At 58.0% G+C, this 25,313-nt stretch carries 22 protein-coding genes and 1 tRNA gene; 5 read left to right on the forward strand and 18 right to left on the reverse strand.

The window, feature by feature from the left end; translation table 11 throughout:
* Nucleotides 1-175 precede the first annotated feature (175 nt).
* The 4 genes from ACYVHK_RS03980 to ACYVHK_RS03995 all read right to left on the reverse strand — a co-directional run bounded on the left by ACYVHK_RS03980 (nt 176) and on the right by ACYVHK_RS03995 (nt 2,710).
* Nucleotides 176-904 (reverse strand): hypothetical protein, encoded by a 729-nt coding sequence (locus ACYVHK_RS03980; RefSeq protein ID WP_460527835.1) that lies wholly within the window; start codon nt 902-904, stop codon nt 176-178.
* Complete coding sequence (locus ACYVHK_RS03985) at nt 901-1,206, reverse strand: hypothetical protein (RefSeq protein WP_460527837.1); 306 nt, start codon at nt 1,204-1,206, stop codon at nt 901-903. The genes ACYVHK_RS03980 and ACYVHK_RS03985 overlap by 4 nt, the downstream gene beginning before the upstream one ends.
* 434 nt (nt 1,207-1,640) lie before the next feature.
* A tRNA-Thr gene (locus ACYVHK_RS03990) sits at nt 1,641-1,716 on the reverse strand.
* Nucleotides 1,717-1,798: 82 nt separating this feature from the next.
* Entirely contained in the window at nt 1,799-2,710 is a 912-nt protein-coding gene (locus ACYVHK_RS03995; protein WP_460527839.1) for a LysR family transcriptional regulator, read from the reverse strand.
* Between the two features lie 108 nt (nt 2,711-2,818).
* Here ACYVHK_RS03995 and ACYVHK_RS04000 point away from each other — a divergent pair, with 108 nt between their 5' ends.
* Complete coding sequence (locus ACYVHK_RS04000; RefSeq protein ID WP_460527841.1) at nt 2,819-3,844, forward strand: NADP-dependent oxidoreductase; 1,026 nt, start codon at nt 2,819-2,821, stop codon at nt 3,842-3,844.
* Nucleotides 3,845-3,847: 3 nt separating this feature from the next.
* Complete coding sequence (locus ACYVHK_RS04005) at nt 3,848-4,171, forward strand: cupin domain-containing protein (RefSeq protein WP_460527843.1); 324 nt, start codon at nt 3,848-3,850, stop codon at nt 4,169-4,171.
* An 81-nt stretch (nt 4,172-4,252) separates the two neighbouring features.
* Here the strand turns inward: ACYVHK_RS04005 and ACYVHK_RS04010 are convergent, their stop codons facing one another.
* A complete protein-coding gene (locus ACYVHK_RS04010) occupies nt 4,253-4,705 on the reverse strand; it encodes an alpha-crystallin domain-containing protein (RefSeq protein ID WP_460527845.1) in 453 nt (150 codons plus the stop codon).
* A gap of 161 nt (nt 4,706-4,866) precedes the next feature.
* On the reverse strand, nt 4,867-6,141 hold the full coding sequence (locus ACYVHK_RS04015; protein WP_460527847.1) for a hypothetical protein: 1,275 nt from the start codon (nt 6,139-6,141) through the stop codon (nt 4,867-4,869).
* 487 nt (nt 6,142-6,628) lie between these two features.
* On the opposite strand from ACYVHK_RS04015, the gene ACYVHK_RS04020 reads away from it, so the two are divergent.
* Nucleotides 6,629-8,920, forward strand: a complete 2,292-nt coding sequence (locus ACYVHK_RS04020; RefSeq protein ID WP_460527849.1) for a diguanylate cyclase domain-containing protein — start codon at nt 6,629-6,631, stop codon at nt 8,918-8,920.
* A 143-nt stretch (nt 8,921-9,063) separates the two neighbouring features.
* Here ACYVHK_RS04020 and ACYVHK_RS04025 read toward each other — a convergent pair whose 3' ends face one another.
* From ACYVHK_RS04025 to ACYVHK_RS04050, 6 genes are all read right to left on the reverse strand, one after another.
* Nucleotides 9,064-11,328 carry a hypothetical protein gene (locus ACYVHK_RS04025; RefSeq protein WP_460527852.1) on the reverse strand — a complete coding sequence of 755 codons (2,265 nt, stop codon included), beginning with the start codon at nt 11,326-11,328 and terminating at the stop codon, nt 9,064-9,066.
* Nucleotides 11,325-12,476 carry a hypothetical protein gene (locus ACYVHK_RS04030; RefSeq protein WP_460527854.1) on the reverse strand — a complete coding sequence of 384 codons (1,152 nt, stop codon included), beginning with the start codon at nt 12,474-12,476 and terminating at the stop codon, nt 11,325-11,327. The genes ACYVHK_RS04025 and ACYVHK_RS04030 overlap by 4 nt, the downstream gene beginning before the upstream one ends.
* 136 nt (nt 12,477-12,612) lie before the next feature.
* On the reverse strand, nt 12,613-13,212 hold the full coding sequence (locus ACYVHK_RS04035; RefSeq protein WP_460527856.1) for a hypothetical protein: 600 nt from the start codon (nt 13,210-13,212) through the stop codon (nt 12,613-12,615).
* A gap of 262 nt (nt 13,213-13,474) precedes the next feature.
* Complete coding sequence (locus tag ACYVHK_RS04040; protein ID WP_460527857.1) at nt 13,475-15,028, reverse strand: hypothetical protein; 1,554 nt, start codon at nt 15,026-15,028, stop codon at nt 13,475-13,477.
* A 206-nt stretch (nt 15,029-15,234) separates the two neighbouring features.
* A complete protein-coding gene (locus ACYVHK_RS04045) occupies nt 15,235-15,774 on the reverse strand; it encodes an HNH endonuclease (RefSeq protein ID WP_460527859.1) in 540 nt (179 codons plus the stop codon).
* A 111-nt stretch (nt 15,775-15,885) separates the two neighbouring features.
* Nucleotides 15,886-16,926 (reverse strand): nucleoid-associated protein, encoded by a 1,041-nt coding sequence (locus ACYVHK_RS04050; protein ID WP_460527861.1) that lies wholly within the window; start codon nt 16,924-16,926, stop codon nt 15,886-15,888.
* Nucleotides 16,927-17,136: 210 nt separating this feature from the next.
* On the opposite strand from ACYVHK_RS04050, the gene ACYVHK_RS04055 reads away from it, so the two are divergent.
* Nucleotides 17,137-17,871: a substrate-binding periplasmic protein gene (locus tag ACYVHK_RS04055; RefSeq protein ID WP_460527863.1), complete on the forward strand. Its 735-nt coding sequence runs from the start codon at nt 17,137-17,139 to the stop codon at nt 17,869-17,871.
* 83 nt (nt 17,872-17,954) lie between these two features.
* On the opposite strand, the gene ACYVHK_RS04060 is transcribed toward ACYVHK_RS04055, so the two are convergent.
* From ACYVHK_RS04060 to ACYVHK_RS04075, 4 genes are all read right to left on the reverse strand, one after another.
* The gene (locus tag ACYVHK_RS04060; RefSeq protein WP_460527865.1) at nt 17,955-19,136 is read right to left on the reverse strand and encodes a patatin-like phospholipase family protein; all 1,182 of its coding nucleotides are present in this window, start codon (nt 19,134-19,136) and stop codon (nt 17,955-17,957) included.
* A 126-nt stretch (nt 19,137-19,262) separates the two neighbouring features.
* Entirely contained in the window at nt 19,263-20,045 is a 783-nt protein-coding gene (locus ACYVHK_RS04065; protein WP_460527867.1) for a substrate-binding periplasmic protein, read from the reverse strand.
* Nucleotides 20,046-20,107: 62 nt separating this feature from the next.
* Nucleotides 20,108-20,446, reverse strand: coding sequence for an antibiotic biosynthesis monooxygenase family protein (locus ACYVHK_RS04070; protein WP_460527869.1), 339 nt, complete (start codon nt 20,444-20,446; stop codon nt 20,108-20,110).
* Nucleotides 20,443-21,174, reverse strand: coding sequence for a CTP synthase (locus ACYVHK_RS04075; RefSeq protein WP_460527871.1), 732 nt, complete (start codon nt 21,172-21,174; stop codon nt 20,443-20,445). Before ACYVHK_RS04075 ends, ACYVHK_RS04070 begins: the two co-directional genes overlap by 4 nt.
* 104 nt (nt 21,175-21,278) lie before the next feature.
* Here ACYVHK_RS04075 and ACYVHK_RS04080 point away from each other — a divergent pair, with 104 nt between their 5' ends.
* Nucleotides 21,279-22,145 carry a LysR family transcriptional regulator gene (locus ACYVHK_RS04080; RefSeq protein WP_460527873.1) on the forward strand — a complete coding sequence of 289 codons (867 nt, stop codon included), beginning with the start codon at nt 21,279-21,281 and terminating at the stop codon, nt 22,143-22,145.
* 309 nt (nt 22,146-22,454) lie between these two features.
* On the opposite strand, the gene ACYVHK_RS04085 is transcribed toward ACYVHK_RS04080, so the two are convergent.
* Together ACYVHK_RS04085 and xylG are read right to left on the reverse strand one after the other, a co-directional pair.
* Entirely contained in the window at nt 22,455-23,597 is a 1,143-nt protein-coding gene (locus tag ACYVHK_RS04085) for a sugar ABC transporter permease (RefSeq protein ID WP_460527875.1), read from the reverse strand.
* A 43-nt stretch (nt 23,598-23,640) separates the two neighbouring features.
* Nucleotides 23,641-25,191, reverse strand: a complete 1,551-nt coding sequence (gene xylG / locus ACYVHK_RS04090) for a xylose ABC transporter ATP-binding protein (protein ID WP_460527877.1) — start codon at nt 25,189-25,191, stop codon at nt 23,641-23,643.
* Between the last annotated feature and the right edge of the window lie 122 nt (nt 25,192-25,313).

Consider the following 25,313-nt stretch of genomic DNA (forward strand, 5'->3'; position numbering starts at 1 on the left):
GAATTCCATGCGATAGATATTTGATAGGTGAGGAGGAGTATTTCGACAACAACCTCGTTTCGCGACCAAAGGGTGCTGTCCGATCTACCCTAAGCCGCTCACTCTACTATCAAGGGAGCTGCGACGTGACTGTTAAGATGACTAAATACGCTATGATTATTCATCAGGAAGCTCATCATTGAATAGTGCAGCATTGATCTGCATTTTCTTGATCTGCATTTTCTTGATCTGCATTTTCTTGATCTACAATTTCTGGCTTGGGTGGGACGTAAAAATAGTTCCAACCTAAAATAAGTGTATTTTTATCTTGCATCTTCTTGATTAAATTTTTTGCTTCTTCTTCGTTCAAATTTGTTCTGGTGTGGCTGAGCTGCTTTTTTTTTGCTTCGTCTTTTTTCATAGGGTCCTTATTAAATAAATTACTGATTGGCAAGAAGGAAATGCTTGTCGCTTCCATTTCTTGTGAGGATTCATTTTTACGCCCGTATGCGTTCGATTCATACAGGTCAAATTTTTTATTGTCTTCCTCACCTCTAGCCACTAGTATAAAGGCATGATCTCCTGTGTTGCCTCGGTTGTGAATCGAAGTGAAACGGTAAATCCCGCGATTCAAAGGGATTGATGCATCATAGCGATGGAGTATGCCTTCGTTATTTTCTTTATACACACGGTCCACTGATTTTGGGCCGGAAAGTACTTCTAAGATAATATCTGCCGTGTCGCCACAGCTGGTTAGACGTGAATTTGGGATTAGTCCTTCAATTGTTGCTGCAGAACTCTTTTTGGCGAGAAGGGAATTAATCAATAGGCATGCTTCTTCCATTTGCTTACGATCCCCGTCATCTTTTAATTTACCAATGTGATCACTTGCGTCAAGTTCGAAAAAAGAATTCACCTCCGTCATGGATTTTGATAGAAGGTCTGCTTCTGTTTCATTAAAGAATTCAGCAGGCGTTTCTGCTGATTTTTCGGTTTTTTCCTAGCTAGTTGTATAGGGTGAATTGAGTTGGAGTATCTATCGGCAAGTGCTTGCATTTCCCCAAATTGTTTTTGCCTGGAATTAATCAAACCCGATGCGGGTTGATGCCCTTTATAACTACCTGGGGCGGCGGTGATTTGTTGATCTCCCTGAATGGGGCCTTGATATTTATTTTCATATTGATTCAACATTGGGCTCACTGCTTTTTTGAGTTTGAAAGCAGGCAAGGATCCTACTTGAGGTTAGGGTCTTAGCACATCCACCATATGGGGTATGTCGTGATTAACTCACACCCCATCAAGGTCGCGCCGACCCAACACCTCAGGCCCGGGAGCACCGCACCATACCGCCATGAAAATCAACGCTGTCATTCGCGCTAGTATGTCTACGGCTGCTTCGAGCAACTCGCACCCGCGTGGCGCCGAATCGACATGACGATGGCCCCCCCTTCCCCATACACTCTAGCGATGGCACAAACCAAACTGGCGTTCGTGGTTTAGTGGTACAGGCAAGTCAGTACCAATCCTACCCCAGCGCGCCATACTTCCGGATTCGTATGGACGCTAGCCATGCTGATCGGGCTCGGTTGAATCTTGTCAAACTTCCGTCAGACCAAAAGAAAAAGGCCCCTCGCAGGAGGGGCCTTTCTCAACAAACGGATTGGTGCCGATGATCGGAATCGAACTGACGACCTTCGCATTACGAATGCGCTGCTCTACCAACTGAGCTACATCGGCACACAATGTGCCTGACCTTGCGATCAGATACAGCCCGTTAGTATAGCGATGACTTCCCGGTTTGTGAACCACCACCGGTTCATCAGCAACCGGACGTCGCCAATCCCGCTACCAGTTGCCGCTGCCAGCCACTCGCCACGCTCGGCCGCCACAGCAAAAAGGTCGACTCGCTACAGTCATACGGGCAATCCGTCACCTGCAGCCGCACCAGGTCCGGCGCCTGCAAAGCAAAGTCCGGCAGATACGCCAGTGCCGTACCATTACGCACCAGCGTCAACAGCACCTGCAAGTCATCCACCCAGTAGCGGATACGGCGCGGCAACTGGTCGTCCCGCCACCCGTCTGATCGACTCCCCCGGTTGATCCCACAGAGCAGCGAATGGCTGGGGCAAGCAAAGTCCTGCGCCAGCACCTGCGCGGTGCTGACCCGGCCATCCCGCGCCTCGCGCAACAGCGGGTGCCCCGGCCCCGCCGCCAACTGCATCGTGATCTCCCCAATCGGAATCGCCTCGATATCCCGCGCCAGCGGCGTCCCCGTCATGCCGTGCACCACAAAGCCGGTCACCAGCGCAAAGCCCACCTCGCCACGCTGCAGCGCCTGCAAGGCCTCCTCCTCGTACAAGGCCCGGAAGGAGACCGTGCTCTCCGCATGTCGCGCACCCAGCCGGGCAATCAGATCCGGCCCGTAGCGCCATTGCAGCATGGGCGGCGCCGCAACCCGGCAATGCAACTTCGCATCCGCCCCGGCGAATTCCGATCGCGTCTCATCCGCCAATTGCAGCAAGGCCAGCGCCCGCAGCCGCAAGCGTTCGCCCGCGGCATTTAACAGCAAGGACTTTCCCACCCGGTCATACAGCGGCGTATGCAAGTCCTCCTCCAGCCGCCGTATCACGCGCGATAAGGCAGAGGGCGTGACGCACGCCTCCTCGGCAGCCGCCTGCAGGCTGGCATGCCGGGTGGTAATCACAAACAGGCGCAGATCGGATAATTCCATGGCATGAATTCGATACTCAACAGGCAACAATTATTGATTATTTGTTGCTTTTGTGGAATCAAATCATGCGCGATGATGCCAGCCTACCCATCCATCGAGCGCCGCACCATGTCCACCCTTCAGAACCGGCAATGGCTATACCGCCAACACCCCACCGGCCTCGTGAGTGCCGATCACTACCAGCTCGTCAGCCAGCCGCTGGATGCCACCCTCGCGCAGGACGAAGTCCTCATCGCCGCCCGCTATATCAGCGTCGATCCCTACATGCGCATCAACCAGTCCGCCAAGCCCACCTACAATCCGGACCCACACCCACTCGATGCCGTGCAATCCGCCGGCGTCGTCGGCCAGGTCCTGGCCAGCAACGCCGCTGGCCTGGTCGAAGGCGACTGGGTATTCGGCATGCTGGGCTGGCAGACCCACACCAAGGCCCACGCCAGCGCCCTGCAAAAGCTCGATCCCACCATCGCCCCGGTCACCACCGCCCTTGGCGTACTCGGCATGCCCGGCCGCACCGCCTGGTTCGGCCTCACAGAATCCGGCAAGCCACACGCCGGTGAAGTCGTCGTCGTCTCTGGCGCCGCCGGTGCCGTCGGCTCCCTCGTCGTGCAATACGCCAAGCGCCACGGCTGCAAGGTACTCGGCATCGCTGGCGGTGCCGCCAAATGCGCCTGGCTGCGCGATGTTCTCGGCGCCGATTGGGCCATCGACTACAAATCCCACCAGGATGCCGATACCCTCTCCGCCGCCATCCAGGCCCTTACCGGCGGCGTCGATGTCTACTTCGACAACGTCGGCGGCATGGTCACCGATGCCGTCATCCCGCTGATCAACCGCCGCGCCCGCATCGTCATCTGTGGCCAGATCAGCCAGTATTCCGGCGGGCTCGATACCCCAGACCTCGGCCCACGCCTCCTGCACCACATGCTCTACCAGCGCGCCACCATCCAGGGCATGCTCGCCCGCGACTACGTCCACCGCATGGACGAGATGACCCGCATCGTTGCCCCCTGGGTCCAGGCCGGCGAAATCGTGTTCGAAGAAACCCTGGTCGAAGGCTTCGAGCAACTGCCCGCCGCCCTCAACCAGCTATTCACCGGCGAGCATCGCGGCAAACTGCTGGTCAAGGTCTGAGCCATGCACCAGCTCGACTTCATCCACCACCCACTGGCCACGCTCGGTCGCACCCTCCCGGCAGATCAGGATCACCCGCTCGCCCAGACCAACGCTGGCGCACTCCTGCTCATCCACATCCCGCCGGGCGACTACCCGTTCGAAGTCCACCGCAACACCGAATACCTGCTCTGCGTGCAAGGCCGCCTGGTACTGGAAGGCGAGGGCGGTCAGCGGGGTGAAATGAACACGGGCGAAATGCTGGAAATCCCGCCCGGCCTCAAGCACCGCTTCGCCAGCGAGAGCGACGCCGTCATCGTCACCCTGGTCCAGAAAGCCGTCGGCTAGCATCGCGCCAGGCACAATAAAAAACGGCCGGGATATCCCGGCCGTTTCTCGGCTACTGGCGACAACAAGCTCAAGCCTGCATTAAGCCTGCTTGCGTTCCAGCATATGCACATTCTCGTCGCCGATCGAGATCTTGCGCGGCTTCAGCGCCTCAGGCACTTCGCGCTTGAGTTCGATGTTCAGCAAGCCGTTGTCGAGCGATGCACTCACCACCTTCACATGGTCCGCCAGGCGGAAGGTATGCTCGAAGTCACGGGTGGCAATGCCACGGTGCAGGAAGGTCGGCTTGGCCTCGCCGCGCTGCTTGCGGCCGGTGATCTTGAGGGTATCGTGCTCAATCTCGATATCCAGCTCGGCGCGGTCAAAACCGGCAACGGCCATCGAGATGCGGTACTGGTCTTCAGCCAGCAGCTCGATATTGTAAGGAGGGTAGCTCGGCTGGGCATCGGCACGCAGTGCCTCATCAAACATCTGGGCCAGATGGTCGTAGCCGATGGCGGAGCGGTACAGGGGGGTAAAGTCGTAACGGTTCATGGTTCATATCCTTTCAAAGACAAGCGATATCGGGTTGATGTGAGCCTCCGTGGAGCACCCACATTCCCTAGATGTGAACACCCCAAACAGATTTCAAGCCCTTTTTTTCAATCGTCTCGTCTTGCCCACCGCACCACCGTCAAACCCGCCTGCCTACTCTATCAACGCCGCATCCCGCCAAACGTCTGCTGCCGGCCGGCGCCGGCTTCCATGCCGGACGATATCGCTTTCACCGGCCCCACCTCGCGCACCATCCCGACCGGCTTGACCGATATCCCGCCATCGGTCGGCTGCGGCACTAACCGGCTGGCCTGCAACCACGACATCAAGGCCCCCACATAAAAGGCCGATGCCACACCCGCATAAGCCGGATCACTCGTGATCTGCGGTCCAGGCTGCGCCGCCGCCTGGGCCTGTGTCGCCACCAGCCGGCTTGCCACCCTTTCTGCCAGCGTAGGTGCATCGGTGGCGGGGTTGACGATCGTTCTCAGCGCCAGGGTCGTCGCACTGGGTACTGCAATCGACGGCATCGTCGCATTCACCCCATCGGTATTGCTCGGTATCGGAACTGCATTGGTCGTAGTCGTCTGGGCCGCTGCCAAGGTCGCCCGGTTGCTATCTGCGCTGCTGCTGGTGCCCACAGGCTCCCTTGGCGCAACAGCCTCACTCACCGGCTGCTCGCCTGTAGTGGAAGATCGGGCCGCAATCGGCACAGCAGGCGCCGTCACCGTCGTATTGCTTACCGCTGTCGCGACCGGCGTGGCCGATAGATCAGGCGTAGCCGGGCTATTGATCGCCACGGTTGCAGCGGCATTAACCGCCGGCACGCTGGCCGTGCTGCTACTGCCCGTCACTTCGGCCGGTGCCAGCGTACCTTGCGTCGCCGTATTGCTCAGTAACCGGGTGTCCGGCACTGCCGTCGCCGGCGTCGTGTCCGTCTCCGTCGGGAGCAGGTCCTCAATCGGCGCAGTCCGGGCCGCGGTGGGGCCAACACCCTGCACGGCCGCCTGGGTACGGGTAGACGTACTGCCCGCACGTGCCGGGTCAGGCGCACCGCTCACATCCGGCAAACCGGCCCGCGCCTGTGCCAAGCCCGCCAGGAAGGTATTGAGCCCGCTTGCGTCTTCTATGGCCGTATCCGTCGCTTGGCTAGTCTGCGCCAGCGCCTCAGCCCCGCCTTGCAAGGCCAGACTCTCGCTCGCACCCTGATCGCGCAGGGCCGCCGGCCCCAGCAAGGAAAGCGGCGCCGCCACCCCTGTCGATCCATAGACCAGGGTCGCCAGGTCAGTCTCCCCGAGCGACACAATGCTGCTCGGGCTCGCGACGCTGTCGAGCCCCGCCAAGCCGGTCTGCACCGTCACCGCCGCGCTGCTACTCAGCGGCAGGGTAGGGTTGACCGTCGAGGTGCTACTGATTTGCGGAACCGGAAAATCCATGACCGTCCCCCTCAAAGGGAAGCGATATGTGGCGTGCCCATAACGCGCTGCGGCCTCTGTACGCAGGCCTGTACCTTGATGGGTCCCCATTTGCGTAAAAAATTCCCCGGCCCCAGCCATTTCGGCCCGCCGCACCATCCCAGTTCACCCCGTTCTCACCTCCCGATCACCCGCCATCGCCCAGCCAGCAAGGCTTGGGGCCCACTTAGGGTTGATTGGCAATACCAATGACCTTTCGTCGCAAAGTTCCGCCAACAAGGCCGGAATCATCGGCCAGGCCTCACCCAGTCAGCCGTTTGCCACCCCCAGGCCCAAGGAGCTGACGAACGGCTAGGCCAGGCCACCTGCGGCTACGACTGGGTTTTTTCGTCCGAGCAACTATGGTGTAGAAATCAGGGGAGCGTCTCCGATCTGCAACCCGGTGATCGCCCCAGGAACCGACCCTACATAACAAGGTTCTATCTCATACGCTGAGGAGGTCTAATCCATGGATCAAACCACCCAGGACCTGCCCTGGACCGCCCCGGAATTCCCAGAGAATGAATCCGAACGCGTGCGGGTGCTCTGTGCCCTCAACGTGCTCGATACCCCCTCCACACCCGAGCTGGATCGCATCACCCGCCTGGCAGCCCACTATTTCGACGTCCCCATCGCCCTCGTCTCACTGATCGACAGTGATCGGCAATGGTTCATGTCCAAGGTCGGGCTCGATGCCCCGCAGACCGGCCGCGACATCTCCTTCTGCGGCCACGCCATCCTCTCCACCTCCGCGCTGGTGGTCGAGAACGCCCAGCTCGACTCCCGCTTTGCCGGCAACCCGCTGGTCGTCGGTGAGCCCCATATCCGCTTCTATGCCGGCCACCCCATCCGCACCACCCATAGCATGGCCCTCGGCACCCTCTGCCTGATCGATCGCAAGCCGCGCATCTTCAGCAAGGCAGACCGGGAAGCCCTGGCTGATTTCGTGGTGTTGGCCGAACAATACTTTCACGGCCTCGAAGTCGCGGTCCTCGCGGCCACCACCCAGCTCCGCCTCAATCGCTCCGAAGCCATGCTGAGCAACACCTTTTCCCAGGTCGCCGTCGGCATGGCCCTGGTCTCCTTCGATGGCAACTGGCTGCGCGTCAACAAATGCTTGTGCGATATCGTCGGCTACACCGAACAGGAACTACTGACCAAGACCTTTCAGGACATTACCCACCCGGACGACCTCGAGACCGACCTCGCCCAGGTCAGGAAACTGCTGGCTGGCGAGATCAGCACCTATACCCTGGAAAAACGCTATATCCGCTCAGGCGGGGAATCCATCTGGGTCAAACTCACCGTCTCGCTAATGCGGGACCAGCTCGGCGCACCGCTCAATTTCATCGCCGTTATCAACGATATCGACGCCCGTAAGCGCGCCGAACAGGAACTCGCCAACCTGCGTGCCGATCTCGAAGCCCGCGTGCAGGAGCGCAACCGTACCCTGCACGACACCGTCGCCCAACTGCAGATCGCCCATGAGGAAGCGCGACGAAACGCCGAGCACTTCATCTCGGCGGCCGAATCCCATCTCGATGGTTACTTTATCCTCAAGAGCGTCCGCAACGACGCGGGCGAGATCACCGACTTCCGCTTTGACTACATCAACAAGGTGGCCGAGACCATGCTCGGCCTGCCGCGTGAGCAGGTCATTGGCCAATTGTTGTGCGAACTGCTGCCCATCAACCGTACCAGCGGCTTCTTCGAGAAATACGTCCAGATCGTCAACACCGGCATCCCGGTGGCCGAGGAATTCAGCCTCGATGTCGACTACGTCCAGGCCGTCTGGATCTACCACGAGGTCGTCAAGATCGGCGACGGCATCAGCATCAGCTCCCGCAACATCACCGAGCGCAAGCGGGCGGAAGACAACCTGCGCCTGCAGGAAGCCCTGCTGCGCCAGGTGACCGACTCCATCCCCGTCATCGTCGCCTTTATTGACCAGGAACAACGTTACCGCTACTGCAACCGCGCCTACCTGGAGTCATTCGACGCGACCGACGAACTGGTCCTTGGCAAGACCATCGCCGGCTTCCTGGGTGATCATGTCTACCGCGGCCTGCAAGCCCATATCGCCACCGCATTGAGTGGCAAGCCGGTCCAGTTCGACCATATGCGGCTACGTAACGGCCAGCCCAAGCAATTTGAAATGCACTACCTGCCGCAGATTGATCTGGACGGCAAGGTGGATGGCTTCTACGTCATGGGCTGGGACGTGTCCGAGCTGCGCCAGCGCGAGATGACCCTGCGCAACCGCGCCACCCACGACACCCTTACCGGCCTGCCCAACCGCGCCGCCTTCCTGGAACGGCTGGGGGAAGAACTCATGCGTGTCCGGATCCAGGACGACGGTATCGCCATCCTGTTCCTGGACATCGACCACTTCAAGCCCGTCAACGACACCTACGGCCACGCCGCCGGCGACGACCTGATCCGCGAATTCGGTCGCCGCACCCGCGCCGCCGTCCGCGCGACCGATCTGGTCGCCCGTATGGGCGGGGATGAATTCGTCGTCCTGCTCCCCACCGTCCGCTCCCTGCTCCAAGCCGAGAACGTGGCGGAACACATCATCGCTGCCATGGCAGAACCAGCCCAGCTCGCCAAGACCCGCCACAAAATCTCCACCAGCATCGGCGTGGTCTATACCGCCACGAGTGGGTCGTTCAGTGCGGCGGCGTTGCTGGAGAAGGCGGATGAAGCGCTGTATGAGGCGAAGGCGGCAGGGCGGGGGTGCTGGCGGGCCAAGGGCATGTAACGCCAGAAGCCTCCCTTTCGCCGTGATGCTGCGTTACTCGCAAAAAATATCTCCTCGCCTATGAGGTATAGGCGTCGTCGATATTTTTCACTTCGCGCCTTGCCTGACGACGAAATTGAGGCTTCTGGGATCACCTGCCCAAACTAATTTGGATTTTCCAAATCTAGCCGATTCAGTAAGTATTTGCACATAAGCGTAATGTAGTCAGGGAGCTTCTGATTGGAAGCAACACGGTCTAAAATGTTTCGCTCATCGTCCATCGATAAGATTAATTTACGACATAAAATAGCAATTAAAAATTCGGCCAAAGCTTCAGCGCGCGATGCTAGTGCTTCATTTAAAACATGTTGTGTTATGTAATTGCGAGTCATTTCGCTTTCGTTCGAGTTGTCGCAAAGTCCGAAAGCAAGCTCGCGATCTTTGGATGCCCTAAGAATTGCTGCTTGAACAATGGGGTCTGTAAATCTATCAGTGAAATTTCCCGAGCCTAGAACGGAGCGATAATATGGGGTGAACTCCAATCGAGCATGTTTTTGTTTGCCCTGGCGTATGTGATTCAGAACGCTAGAAAACGCGACATAAATGTCGGCTTGAGTTGGGATTCTACTGCCACCTTTTGTGTCTAGTAATGTGAAGTCTGGTTGAATTTTTAATGGTTCGTTATTGCAAGATGGCCAAAACAGGTTATTTGTTAAACCCGTTGCGAGTCCCTTATTTAATTCATCAAGTCTTTCTTGTATTCTATCTGGAATATTCAGTGAGTTGATATCCGCCCAGTGAATAATTCTATTCAATTCATCTATTTCTACAGACCAAGAACTTTTTTCACCACTGCGTGGAATACTTATTTCGTGCACGGAAAAAAAGCTAAATGTGTCTGGTCCGCGTGATCCGAACGTGAGATTGGATTTGATACGCGATCTTGCTTCGGTGTTTTCGGCAGGGCTGATGAGAGATATAAAAGTCGTATTGCCATTGGGCTGTACTCTCCTCAAAAGACGATTTGCCTTGTACAGGCCCGATGGATCAATAGCGCACGCTGATACGACGAGAGAGGCAGTCCCTTCTTCCGGGGATAATTCTGCTAATTGATCCAGCGAAATAGGAATGAGTTTGGTATTTGTTTCTTTCTCATATATTTCTGCGGAAAAAATTGCTAGGCTTTCCGATCCGGGATAGTTGTCAAAAACAATGCGTCTTAAATTTGAAGAGAGGCCGCGACGAACAGAGGCTTTGAGCTTTTGAGAGAGATGCTCGTCATTAAAACTGTTGGTAAGAAATGGTTTAACGCAAAAGAATAGTTCGGCAGATTTTTCGCCCAATTGATGATGAGCCTTGAATACCTCAAGACCTGCAATGCGATCAATGCTCTTTAATAACCCATCAGGTAAATCGTGGATGTTTATCAGTACGGTGTCAACTGGAGGTGGTTGAAGAGCAAATTGATCTCCGTAAATATCCAATGCTACAGATCTTTTTTTGCAGAGAATACAGTTTTCTTCCGAGTAACTGACAATGGGAGGGTGCCCGCCCGTGTTGTAATCGGTTTGGGTAATGTCACAAAGAATTTTTCCATGCGTGGCAGCCCTATCTCCACAAAAGAATAATGTTATAACGGATTCCGGGGCAGCATTCTTTTCTTGTATTAGCTTTTTCGCCAAACCGCCGGAGGTAGAAGCGGACACTAGTATGATAGTTCCGGAGGGGCTTTCTACTCGAAATTTATCAAGCCCTCCATACGATTGATGCGACGCTACCAGAGGAGGCGCGCTCGTCAATTTTAAGGCATAGGCTTGCATTGCCAAGCAAGTCGCGACGTCTGAGATTCCGGTGGTATCTATAGAGATAAGTTTTGTACTCGGTGTTATATACGGAAGCAACCAGAATGACAAATACCGCGCTAGTGATCCATCCTCTAATGGATTGGATACACGAAGAAATTTTTGTGAGTGCTTAGTAGATGGCTTTCCAAAATGAAGCCCTTTAGGGAGTTCTTGGACCCCATTTTTACTTATGAAACGACATTGTAGCCCGAAGTGCTGATCATCCTTAATGATGTGGGATGGGATGCCGTGATGTACGCAAAGTTTTGTTATTGTGTGGGTGCGTAGATTTGGGTCAAAAGTTATGAAATAAATATCATCTTGAATGTTTTTTAAGCCATCTTCAAGCCGTCCTTTGACTCCATTATTCGCGCATATATATGACTTTATTTTTTCAATTGCTTCTTGAAGTCCTGAGAATACAACATAATCAAAATTTGATGCATTGGTAAATGCGCTAGAAAGCTCGCTGTCAAAATCTGAACTGGAAATCCCATGTGTTTGAATAAAGCAAGATAGTACATGAGCAGCGCGATGATCTTCGTTGCCTGAGAGATTGTAAGTTACAAATGACAATGCTCTCATTCTTTCTCCAGTGGTATTAGCAATGATATTAAACAACCTTCAGTGTACGCGTATTCGGATGATCTTTCGGTGTACTGTCGTTTCCAGTCATAAAGCGTTTGCAGTAAGCTCCCCTCTGCATCTTTTCTAAGGCCAATAGTGTCATCCATTGCTCTAAAAGCATGAATTCTGTTTGTGCGTAAGCGTACAAATCCTCCTAGGTCTGTCATCGTGCGTATTACATTATGAAGCCCAAAGCCTTTTCCAATCCCTTGAGATGTGGAGCGGCCTTTGGAAAGACAAGACAAAGCTGCGGTAAATTCTTCTTGAATAGAAAGGTCACTTGATGATTTTTTGGTCCAGTGTTGAGCAAGTCCTGGCCCAGAATCTAAAACGGATATTTCCAAGAAGCCGATAATATCTGAAGGTGACTTATTGTTGGAGTTGATGCGTAACTGCCTAGCAATGAATCCTTCAACCGCATTGAAGTCGCGCCCCGACTTATTTGATAGGGCGGTGGCTAATGTTTTGGCTGAAAAATATCGTGAGTAAACAGATCTAATGGAATGGTTTAATCTTGCACCGTTATAATTGTTTCTTGCGTGCTCGTGAGTATTTTTGAATAATTCAGATATTATATAACCTAGAGCAACTTTTCGATTCGTTATTCTTCCCAAAATTGTTTCATTGTCTGCTACTGCTTTTGCTAAGGAAATAACTAGTTCTTCGAAGCGCGAAGAAGGGAATTTCTCCCCATCGTCTAGGTCGCTCCCATACAGTTGGGTAGGTAGCCGATCTTTGTCGCTATCTACACAGAAAATTGCCGCCATTGCATGCAAATTAAGATCGGGCCAAGATTTCTGACTGTCTAATAATCTTGATCGAAAATCGGCTGTTTGTTTTCTGGAAATTTGCCCAAATTTCCCATGTGGTAGTAACCCTAATATTGCGGTGGGGAATGATTTGCTCCATGTGTCAAGTGAAAAAGGCCCTGTAAAATAATCGTCGGGCAATATTTCTATATGCTTAGTTATTACCCAGTTGGTTAATGCCCATTGGGCAATAGAAGCCTCTAAAAATGGAGATGTGGTAAATGGTATGGCAGATATTTCTTTGATGGAGATAGGCTCATTTTCGAGGGGTATCGCATTTTCCCTCGCTAGGCTCATGTCGATTTCGTCGATGGTTAAAGGTGTCAATTCCGCTCCCAATTGAACTGATTTGCAATATTATTGACTTGAAATATATATGCAAATTTGGTTCAAGTCTTATAATTTGTGCCTACAATAAATAATAGCGTCAGGGTCAGGTCTTGTATTTTGCATCCCCAACAAACCTATCCCACTCCGTCCGCTCCAAGAAATGCCCCCTCGGCCAAAGCATCGAAGCCTGCTCCCCATAGTATTGCGCCTCATCCGCTGTCATCCCCCGGCGAACCGCCCAGCGCCGCCATTTCGATACGGCGATGGACCACCACAGCCAGGCCAGTACAAAGCCGACAAGCAGCGCGCCGATATGGGGTAAGGGCGGGGTAGGGTGGAAGCCGTATTGCAGGATCGCGAGCGGGGCGATCATCAGGGGCAGGGTGGGGACGTTGACCAGCAGCACGCCGGTCGTCACCGTCACCCGTATGGATTTCGCGTTCGGGCCGGGGAAGGCGTACTTCACCGTCTCGTATTGCTCGGCCAACACCTGCCGCTCGGCCTCAGACAGCGTGGCGAGCTTTTGCCGCAGCTTGTGCCGTATCCAGGCGTGAGCAGCCCATATCAGGGCGGCGATGATGAGGAAGACACCAAGGGTAACGAGCTGGCCGTCCCAGTGCATGAGGGAGGCGACTTGTCGGGCGACAAGGATCAGGCTGGCGAAGAAGGCCGTGATACCCAGCGGGTACAGGAGGCGGCGCATGGGGCTGTGTGGCTAGGCCGCAGTATCGATAGACCCTAATCTAGGACAATCGTCCATCTGCTCGCATCCCCCAAATGGATGAAAGCCCCGGATTTTTATGTCTGGGGCTTACGCGTTGCATCCGTTTTGCAACACCTGATGTGGCGTTAGCCATCAGGCAAGGCAGCAAACCGGGGCGATGTAGGGAGAGTTGAGCGCGATTCGAACGCGCATCTTCCGCACAGATTACGGATATCTTGCATTAGAAGATCAACTCGTTGAGTCAACGCTTGATATAGGCCAGTCGCTTGCGCCACCGGCTGGTCGGAATAGTCCAGCTATGTATGCAGGTGGAAAATTCTTTTCTCAGCGGCGACGCTTCTATTGCAGCAATCATGTCAGAAAGTGGTTCTGGTTGCTCCTTAATCAGTGCATGTTTGGCAAGTTGATAGTAAGGACGAAAATCTAGGAACGGTTGCTCCTGCATTTCCAATGATTTTAGATCAGCTTTTACTGTATTCAAGAGTACTTCAAATGCCTTATTGCTATTGTTTGAAGCAAACAGATCCTCAGCCACCTTTTCTGTCAAGGCTTTTCGGCGTTTTTCTGGCAGCGCAATAAGCCAGTCAAGTGCCGAGCTATGTGCCAGGCTGCTTCCTTGGGCGGTAAAATTCTTGGGTTTCGGTGAACGTCCCTTTATTGTCCGTATACCCCATAAGTAGCTGTCCCCTCGCTTTACTGCAGAATGCTTGATATCTCTTTTCGAGACCGCAACATAATGAAGCTTGTTGGATCTGATATTGAGATACAAATTGGAAGCAAGCGCAACGGCAACATAGGATGGCCGACTGCGTTGGCGAAATCGTGGTGTTCTGATCCACTGTACCAGTGCTTTGGGTCCCGCCCATATCCCCACGCCAGTTGCAAGGCTGGCTGCGGCGATCATGGCCAGGGTTGATATCACAAGGCGCCGACCTGAGTGAAAAGCGGTAACGGCAGGGGGGAGGCGATCAGGTACCTGAATCTGCCTTAGCCACAATCCCAGTAGTGCCGCGGTCAGTGCCAATGACAGAAAAGTCACAGCCATCAAGGTTACGTCATGTGAGGAAAAACGATTGCCGTCCCCAAGGCTGGCAATACTTGCAGTTGCAATCATGGCAACCCGGATTTGCAATAGAAACAGCGTGAAAAATAGTAAGACTACAAAAATTACCTCACGCCAGTTCTGTGCTGGTGCATGTAAGAAAATTCGAAATTTTTCGGGGCTGAGAACAACGCCCGCCTTTCCTGGTAGGGGAAATAGCCACCACCGGATACTGTAGGTCGATGCTGGTCGATAGGGAAATTTATTGGGTTCCAGATCATGAAAGATTCGAGCACTCTTTGCCAGCTGCGAAAGGATCGACAGCCGGGCAAGATAAAGATATCCCAGAAGAATGGAGATCAATAAGCACCAGAGTGTCGCGGCATAACGCGTAGGAATGCTAAGCGCAGGAACACCCGGAATAGCAAATGCAATGGCAGCTTTGGAGGCTTCTTTCTTGCGATTCTTTGCCGATTGTTGGGCACTTTCCTGAAATCGCTCTAGTTTTTTTCCGGAGTTATTGCCTTTGGCTGTCTCGGTCTCATACGCACGCAGTTTTTTGAATTTTTCATGCGTCGTTACCATGGCTGTCCACAGCCCGTTCAACTTCGGGATTAGCGGATCGATCGAGGTATTCCACAGCAGCACAATGGCAATCACTGCCGAGGCAAAGACCTTCCAACTGCTCAAGGTCTGCGTAGCGGCACTTTCCAGCAACTTTTCAGCTAGCTTGGCAGGATCTCGCTGTTCCATAGCATTCTGACGGAGCGGGGTTGCTAACGCGTCACGCCGGCGACAATTCCACTGGGAGCCGGATCAAGCGCGCTTATAGGGTGATTAGTAATATATTTATTGACTTGGCGCATCCTCCATCTGGAGGATAAGTCACTGTTTCTCATTGATATTTTTGATCTTCGGGCAGTTTTCCGGGTTCTGATGCCTCACTGCGCGGGTATCCGTTACTTAGTGGGGTCGTCCGGTGCAACGGCTTCTGCGGTCTCACCGGCAACGAGCAGCGCCTGCTCGGCCTGGAACAGCAACCAGGCCAAGGTAGAGGGGTTCAGCCGGCCCTCTCCAAAATGTATGCTGGTCTCACTGAGCTTCTGCTGGATGGCGGTGTAAAGGATTTCACGATTGATTGCGTTCTCACCAACGTCCGACATCGGCTTCCGCCCGTAGATCAGCGTAAATTCCGCCTCCGCCCGTTTGAACCAGTAGGTGTCGTAGTAAGGCACGGCGTGTGCGCGCAACCATTTCCACATGAACCTTGGGTCGGTCACATTGGGTGCTTCGCGATGGCATTTAAGGCAGAGCAGTACGAGGTTAGACGGGTGCTCTGATCCTCCTTGGGAGCAGGGAACGATATGGCAGCGATCAAGCCTTGTTTCGGTAGCGCAGCGCCAACAGCGGGTGCCCGCTTCGGCCCAATCTACAGACAGTCCACATTCGTCTTCCTGGGTCACCCAGTAATCGACGATCTCTCGGTGCGTGGTCTTCATGCGGACCTCCTGCTTGGTAATGCAGGTGCGTTGGGGTCGACGGCACCACTGGCCCGCCGAGTAGGCTCAGCTTAGGGTAGGCAATGACAAGCCATACCGCCTGGCGCCACCTCAATCGTCCAGCAACGCCCGCTTGATATGCTCCGGCACATTCGAGAGCACCAGTGTGTCCTGGTGCTTGTCGTAGATCACCGCGCCAGATCGCAGGCTGTTGCGGTCGAACTCCAGCTTCCATTGCAGGGAATTGGCCTTGAAACGCACCAGGGGCTTGATCGCACGGCGGTCGGGCACAAAGCCGCTTGATAGCTCCAGGGATTCATCGGCCAGCGCGCTGCGCAGCGTGGTGGGGGCGTCGGGCCAGATCTGTTCGGCGACGGTATCGAGGTTCAGCGGGGTGCTGTCCTCGCCCAGCGCGTTCAGGTAGCCGTGGGCGCGTTCCATCAGTTCGTCGCGCTTGCCGGTGTCCAGTTGCTGGGCACTGGCAAACTGGTTCAGGCCCAGGACCAGCTTCTGGGTTTCCTTCAGCGCAATCACCACGTCGTTGCAGCCGAGGAACAGCTTGAAGTACTGGGCCACATCGCCCCGGCCCTTGAGGAAGCTGATATAGCGCTCCGCACCGCGCTGCCAGGCCGTCAGGTCGATCCGGCCGGCCACGCGCAGGTTGCTCATGTCCAGGTGCGGGTTGTCGACGATATCAAGATTGCTGGTAATGGCCGAGCCGATAGTCTCGGTGATCAGCGCCACCACCAGGCTATCCGCCGCGCCGTTATGTACGCGGGCGATCAGGAGGTAGCCGCCGCTGGCGAGCTGTTCCTGTTCGGCGCGCATCTGCAGGTGCTGCATCATCAACTGCGTGAGGGTAGGGAAGTCGATGCTCTGTTCCATCACATGCTGGCGAATAAAGCGCGGCATGGGGAAGTTGTCCTCGTCCTCCTCGAACCGGCCATAACCCTTGCCCAGCCGCTCACCGTAGTAGGTGCACAGATGGTCCACCAGCCGCTGGGCGGACGGGGTAATCGGCATGGTGCCGGCGCGCAGCTCAATGCTCGCGGGGCCATGCTGGTCCTTGATCAGCTTGTGGACGGTCAGGTCGGAGATGGTGTGTTCGAACGCTTGCATGGCGGGGGACAAAGGCTGGGGAATGGTCGCCATTGTCCCATGCATGGCCGGGCTTGGGGTCGAAAGCATCGCGGCCCAGCCTGCCGGGCAGGCAACAATATAGTATCTACAATAAAGGGGAAGACGCTGGTCAGCCGGGTCCACACCGGTGCCAGGGGCGGCAGGCACGGCGCCCATTCAGCTTATGGGGAGGCAACGTTGCAAGGCCACATCACCCGGCAAACCGCCCGGCATGGCGCATCCATGCTGCTCCCGCTGCTCTTTGCCGTGGCGTCCGTCGCCGCGTCGGCGTCGGATTTCCTGCTCTACACCGCCAGCTTCTCCCGCCTGGTCGTGCCGGATGGTGAAGGCGCCAAGGGCCTGTATGTGGAGATCATGCAGCGGGTGGAGCAGGAGACCGGCCATCATTTCAAATGGGTGTTCCAGCCCTGGACCCGTGCCCAGCTCTCCGCCCAGACCGATGCAAATGGCCTGATCGTCAACCTCACCCGTAACCCGGAGCGGGAAGCCAAATTCCGCTGGGTCAGCCCCATGGGCTGGGGCCGTTACGGCATCTTCAGCCTGCGCAGCGCGCCCGCGCTGGATGAACAACAGCCCATCGGCTACTTGCATGGCTCGGATGTGCTGGGGGTGCTGCAAGCGGCCGGCTACAAGAACCTCGCCACCGGCCTGAGCGGCGAATCCAATGCCCGCAAGCTGCAGGCCGGCCGTATCACCGGCTGGGCGGTCAATATCTGGACCGGCCCCGCCACCTATGAAGAAGCCGGCTACAACATCGCCGATCTGCGCGTGCTGCCGATCGGCGATGCCTGGGACCAATGGATCGCCGCCTCACCGCAGTTCCCGCTGGCGACCGCCACGCAGATCGAGGCTGCCCTGCGCAAGCTCAAGGCCGATGGCACGCTCAAGAGCCTGGAGGCCAAGTACTGGCGGCCACTGTCTGGCCTCGCCACGCCCGGCGAGGCTCGCGGGCGCTGAGGTAAGCGCTCGGTGTGGTGGCACCATGTAAACAGCCCGCGGCTGGGCGGGCTGTCGGGTTCGTACAGGGATGGCAGGCGGTCTCAGGCTTTCTTGACCTCGGTCGAGCCCTCTACCGTCGTGTGCTTGCGGTTCGGGTCCGGGTTGCGCAAGTCATAGACGTTCACCCCGGCTTCCGCATCACTCTCGGATTTATACAACCAGTCCGGGTTCTCCAGGCAGAAGCGGATATCCGCCGCCCCCGCACTCCAGCGCTCCAGAACCGACGCGCGCGAGAACTCATAGTCGGCCGAGGGCAGCGCCCGCACGGCAGGGCGGTAGATCAGCTGCACCAGGTCAATCTGCTGGGGCGAGGCATGCTTCATCAGCTCCAGTACCGCCGGGTGGTCATGCATGTCCGGCGGCAGGTGCTTCACCACATTGTCGATGGCACGCTTGAGGCTCTGCAGGCGCGTCAGCATGCTGCTGCCGTAGCGCGTGCGGCTGGAATACATGATGTTCTTGTGGCGGGCCATGGCACTGAGCAGGTCGGTCGGCATGTCGCCGCGTGAACTGAACAGGTCCACCTGCAGGATCATGCGGTCCTTTTCCTCGCGGTTGTCCAGCACATAGTGCAGCGGTGTGTTGGAGACGATGCCGCCATCCCAGTAGGCAGCCCCGTCGATCTCGACCGGTGGGAACGCCGGCGGTAGAGCACCGCTGGCCATGATGTGCTCGGGGCGGATAGGCTGGCGGGTATTGTCGAAATACACCGAGTTCCCGGTACGCACATCCACCGCGCCCACGCTCAATCGCACCGGCCGGCGGTTGATCAGGTCAAAATCCACCAGCTCCAGCAGCGTCTTGCGCAGCGGCGTGGTGTCGTAAAAGCTCAGCGCGGTGTCCTGGCCCGGCAGACCAAAGAAATCAATCGAGGGACGTGGGGTGTAGAAACCCTCAATGCCGTTGAACACCGACAAGCGCGAGCTGAACCAGTTGAAGCCCGTGCGCCATGGCAATTCGCTCGGCGCTGGCAGCAATAGGCCGGCCGATACCCGCTCCCAGAACTCCCGCAGTCGCTCCACCCGCCGCTCGGGCGGGTTGCCGGCGATCAACGCCGCGTTGATCGCACCGATCGATACCCCGGCAATCCAGTCCGGGCAGTATTCGCTGCCGGACAATTCCGCATACACGCCAGCCTGGTAGGCCCCGAGGGCACCGCCCCCTTGCAGCACGAGCACGATGCTCTGCAATTTGCGTTGTTCTTCTACCGCTTTCTTCGCCACGCCTGATCCTCGCTATACGGCTGTCTGGGCCGGGTCGATATCTCTGGGGGTTGCTGGTCGACTGCACTGCAGTGTAGGCCATGTGGCCACGGCGGGAGATGACAGTTCCGCAAGGTGCGGTCTGGTTCAGCGGCCAGGCAGGTAGTCGCCGCGGCGGGATTCCTGCAGATAGCGTTCGGTCTTGCCCTGCTGCTGCAACCGGGTCAGGCCGCGGTTGAAGGTTTCGATCATCCAGCGGGCTCGTGGGTGGTGGCGGTTCACCGCCAGGTAGTCGTCCTGCTCGGCCACCGGCTGGCGATGGAATTCGATCTCGTCGACATCGGCGGGGAACTGAATGGCGAGCGCGTATTTCGCTTCATCCATGTTCATCAGCACCACGTCCAGGCGCTTGGCAAACAGCTTGCGGAAATTGGTCGCGGCATCGGTCACACGCTCTACCTTGAGCCGGCCTTGTTCCTCCGCCGTCTTGAAATCCTCGCCGTAGTTGTAACCCACATTGGCGCCGATGCGCTTGTTGCTCAGGTCGGCCAGCGTCTGCCACTCGAACGGTTGGCTGCGCAGATGGAAGAACACATTGGAACCCACGGCCACCGGCCGGCTGAAATAAAAGCGCTGGCTGCGCTCGGGCGATTGCGAGATGGGGTAGACGGCATCGATGCCGCTGTTGCGCTGGCCTGCCAGTGCAATGGCCCGTGCCCAGGGGTAGTAGACCAGCTTGACCTTCACCCCTTCGATCTCGAACGCCTCTCGCACGATCCGGCTGGTAAAACCATCGTGCTTGAGCTTGACGGAGGTATACGGAGGCCACTCGCCAGTGGCGAGCGTCAGTGTCTCGGCTTGCGTCAGCGTCGCCAACAGGCCCGCCAGCAAGCCGCCCGCCCATCGTGTCCTCCACCTCACAGTCGCCATCACGTGCTTTCACCGGGGCGTTATGGTGTATGCACTATAAACCGCGTACGGCGTACCGCTAGTCAATGGTGGTCGGCAGGCCGCTCAAAGTCATAGGCCCGCTCAACCTTGCAGACCCGGGTCGCAAACGCCGCATACCAGTCACTGCGGCCTTGGGCCCGCACCAGCGCATGCTCGGCGTTCCGCTTCCAGGCCAGGATCGCCGCCTCGCTCTCCCAGTAGGAGACGGTAATCCCCAGCCCGTCCGCACCCCGGGCGGATTCCACCCCCAGGTAGCCCGGCTGCTGGGCCGCCCGTGCCAGCATGCGCTCGGCCGCCTCGGCGTAGCCGGTGTCCATATCGGTCCGCAGCGAGGTAAAGATCACCGCGTAGTAGGGTGGGGTAGGCGTGTTGGCAATCATGCGGTGGCCTCGCGCTCAAGCTGGATGTGGGTAGCCACGGCGCGGACAAAGGCCGCCACCACGGGCGAGATCTTGCCGACCAGCGCGGCACGTTCCGGCTGGAACAAGGTGGTCATGAAGAACACATGGCCGTCGAGCTCCATGGCGCGTACCGCGCCGCTGGCATCCGTGGCGGTCACCCGCAGCGGGCCTCGGCTCAGTCGCTCCCGGAACAGCGGGTTGATGCCATAGCGGCAATGGTAGGTCTCCTTGGCGTACTCGGCCCCGTAGGCCAGTGCAATGCCGCTGCCGGGCAACAATTGCACCACCTCGCTCTCTTCCACCAGCGAGCAACTCAGCGGGCTGATCACCGCGCGGGTTGCATCGGGCATCGTCTCGGCATGGTCGGCATCGGCCCAGCCGAGCACATGCCGGGCGTACTCAATCACCGCATGCTGAAAACCACCGCAGGTCCCCAGGAACGGGATGCCTGCCTCACGCGCATGCCGGATCGCCAGCAATGCGCCGTCCATATTGCGGTAAGGGCTGGCCGGTACGCACCAGATGCCGTCGAACCCGGCGAGCGACTGCCGGCTGCGGATCGCCTCGGTCGGCAACCAGCGCGGCTGCACATCCACCGCCAGCGCGCGGCTGGCATCGGCCAGGGCGGTGGGGATGGCTTGGTGGGCGGTAACACTGGGGTTGTAGTCGCCAACCAGGGCAATGCGCAATGGCCGTTCGGTATGCATGGAAGTCTCCCGGGTGAGCACGCTGTTGCCAGCACGAAGGCCGTGACTCTATATTGGCGTTCCTGCAATGAAAATTGGCATCACTGCAAACCATGAATGCACCGGTGCAATATCGACTCAGCCACGCCGATCTCTCGCTGGTCCTGGCCCTGGTACGCGGCGGCACGCTGGCCCGGGCGGCCGAACTGCTGCAGGTGGATGTCTCGACCGTGTTCCGTTCGGTGCGGCGGCTGGAGCAATCGTTCGGCACGCCCTTGTTCGAGAAGAACCGCAGCGGCTACCAGGCCAGCGACACGGCCAGGCTGCTGGCCGAGCAGGCGGAACGCGCCGAGCAGGCCCTGCTGGCGGCACAGCTCTCATTGGAACAGGATAGATCAGTGGTCAGCGGCACGGTCAGGCTGACCTGTACCGATAGCGTGCTGCATGGCCTGTTGCTGCCGGCCTTGTCGCAGTTCATGCCCGGCTATCCGGGTCTTCGGCTGGAACTCAGTACCTCCAACCACTTCGCCAACCTGAGCCGGCACGACGCAGACATCGCCCTGCGGCTGACCAACAGCCCGCCGGAACATCTGGTCGGGCGTAGCCTGGGCACGGTGTCCTACCACCTGTGCGCCCAGGCCGGCGCGGCGGGTGTCACGCAGCCCGAGCAGGCGGACAAGGCCTGGATCAGCCTCGACGAAACACTGCCGGATCATGTGACCGTGCTCTGGCGCGAGCGTCACTGGCCAGCGGTCGTGCCGCGCTACCGCTGCAGCACCATGCTGGCCGCGGCAGAACTGGTCGAGGCCGGCCTGGGCATCGCGGCACTGCCCAATTTCCTGCTACCCCACCGGCCCGGCCTGCAAGCCCTGGCCGGTCCGCTGGACGGCTGCTCCACCGAACTCTGGCTCCTCACCCGCCCCGACTGCCGCGCCCTGAAGTCCGTCTCCACCCTGTTCGACGAGTTGGCCCACCACATCAAACTGGCCTGACCCGCACCCAGGACATTCGGTCCGCCGCCCCCGTAGGGCGTAATCCCCGAAGGGCATTACGCCGTATTGCTCGCAGCAACCATCCACGCTGCACACCGGCAAGCCACACAGCCCCGTAGGGCGGGTCTTCAGACCCGCGCGGACCCCACCTCAACCACCAAGCCGCAAAACAACACTTGAGGCATCCCGTAGGGCGTAATCCCCGAAGGGCATTACGCCGCATTGCTCACAGCAACCATCCTCGCTGCATACAGGCCGGCCACGCGGCTTGATAGGGCGTGTCCTCGGACACAAACCCCACCCCAACCCTCAACGCCGCGTACTACGCGACACCACATCGACCCACACCGCCAACACCAGGATGCTGCCCTTCACGATCATCTGCCAATAGGTATCCACGTCCAGCATGGACATGCCATTGTCCAGGCTGGCCATGACCAAGGCACCGATCAAGGCGCCGTACACCGTGCCCGAGCCACCACGCATCGACGTCCCGCCGATAAAGCAGGCGGCAATCGCATCCAGCTCGCTCATATTGCCGGCAGACGGCGAGCCGGCCGCCAGCCGGGCGGTGTTCACTACGCCGGCCAGCGCGCACATCAGGCCCATCAGCGCAAAGATTGCGAGCTTCACCTTCTGCACGTTCACGCCGGAGAGTCGCGTGGCTTCCATATTGCTGCCCACGGCATAGATGCGCCGGCCAAACACCGTCTGGCTGGCGATGTAGCTGAATACGCCCAGCAGCACCAGCAGGATCAGCACCGGCACCGGAATGCCGTCGTAGCCATTGAGGGTACGGATAAAGACCAGCAGCACGAGGCCGCCAATGGCCACCCGCGCCACATCCCGCCAGGCGGGAACCAGCGGCAGGCCATAGCGGCGGCGGTTCTGCCGTTGTCGCACGGTCAGGAAGGCCAGGATCAGGAACACCGCCACGGCCAGCAGGTTGCCGAACAGTAGTGGCAGATAACCCTGGCCGATAAAGACCAATCCCTCGGAAACCGGCGCAATGGTCAGGCCACCGGTCACCCCCAGCAGTATCCCGCGGAAGGCCAGCATACCGCCCAGGCCGACGATAAAGGACGGTACCCGCAGGTAGGCGGTCCAGTAGCCGTTGAACAGGCCGATCACCACACCCAGGCCCAGGACGATCGCTAGGTTCAGCGGCAGCGGCACCTTGTAGACCACGTCCAGCACCGCCGCGACGCCGCCAAGCAGACCGAGCAAGGAGCCGACCGAGAGGTCGATCTCGCCCGAGATGATCACGAACACCATCCCGCAGGCGAGGATGCCGGTGATCGACATCTGCCGCAGCAGGTTGGAGAGATTGCGCGGGGTGACAAAGCCCCCTTCGGTCTTCCATGCAAAGAAGGCCCAGATCAGGGCGATGGCAATCAAGAGTGCCAGCATCTTGTACTGGCTCAGCCACTGCTTGAGCCGCGCGCTATCCATGGCAAATCCTTGTTTTGTCTGCGTGGGCTGGGCCACTGTGTTTTCAAGCATGGGTCACCCCCGGAATCGGTTTCTTGGCCTGGATCGCCGCCGTCATGACCATCTCCTGGCTCAATCCCTCATTCACAAAATCACCGCGCAACTGGCCTTCGCCCACCACCAGTACCCGGTCGCTCACGCCCAGCACCTCGGCGAGTTCGGACGACACCATGATGATGGCCACGCCTTCCTGCGCCAGTTCGAACATGAGCTTGTAGATCTCGTACTTGGCGCCAACGTCCACGCCCCGCGTCGGTTCGTCGAGGATCAACACCCGGGGCTTGGGCTGCAGCATCTTGGCGAGCACCGCCTTCTGCTGGTTGCCGCCCGATAGTCCGGTAATGGGTAGGAATGGGCTGGCCGTCTTGAGCTTGAGCCGGCCGATCTGGCCCTGCACGGCGTGCAGTTCCGCCTCGGCGTCGATACGCCCCAGCCGGGTGAACTGGTCCAGCACCGAGAGGCTGATGTTCTGGCCCACGCCCAGGTCGGGCACGATGCCATGCTGCTTGCGGTCCTCCGGCACCATGCAGATGCCGGCGCGGATCGCCTTGATCGGCGTACTGGCGTCAATGCGCTTGCCATCGAGCCAGATCTCGCCTTCCCATCGGCCGGGATAAGCACCGAACAGGGCGGAGACCAGCTCGGTACGGCCAGCACCCACCAGGCCGGCGATGCCCAGTATCTCGCCGGCACGAAGCTGAAACGAAATATCGTCCACCTTGCGCCGCTGCGGGTTCTCCGGGTCGTAGCAGGTGATATGGCGCGCCTCGAACAGCACCTCGCCGATGGGGTGCGGTACGCGCGGATACAGGTTGGTGATCTCGCGTCCCACCATGCGGGTGACGATACGGTTCACGTCCAGCTCGGCCATGGGTTCGGTCGCGACATGCTTGCCATCGCGGATTACGCTGATGGTGTCGCATACCGCCGCTACCTCGTCGAGCTTGTGCGAGATATACACGCAGGCCACGCCCTGTCGTTTCAGGTCGCGGATGATGTCGAGCAGCACCGCGATCTCGGCACTGGTGAGCGAGGACGAAGGCTCGTCGAGTATCAGCAAGCGGGCGCGCTTGTTCAGCGCCTTGGCAATCTCCACCAGTTGCTGGTGGCCGCCACCGTAGCAACTGATCGGCAGCGCGACATTCATGTCGGGCATCTTGAGGCTGCGCACCAGTTCCTCGGCGCGCTGGTACATGGCGGCGTAGTTCATGCGGCCGCCGGGCAGCGTGATCTCGTTGCCCATGAAAATGTTCTCGGCCACCGACAACTGCGGTACCAGCATCAGCTCCTGGTGGATGATGATGATCCCGGCGGCCTCGGTATCGCGGATCGACTGCGCCTTGAGCGGCTTGCCATCCAGCAGGATTTCCCCCTCCCATTCGCCATGCGGGTAGACCCCGGACAACACCTTCATGAGGGTGGACTTGCCGGCCCCGTTCTCGCCGCAGAGGCCGACGCACTCGCCCGGCTTGACCTTGAGATCGATGCCGTCGAGCGCCTTCACACCGCCAAACGATTTGGCGATGCCGCGCATTTCAAGCAGGTATTCGGACATGCTGTGACCTTGTCTTGGCAACCACGGGGCCGACCAGCGGCCGGCCCCGTGGCGCGATCAGCGCGCTAGGAAACCGCCGATAAAGCCCACCACTCGCGTCAGCGAGGCTCCCTCGCGCCGGC

This window comes from Chitinimonas naiadis (assembly GCF_054780835.1).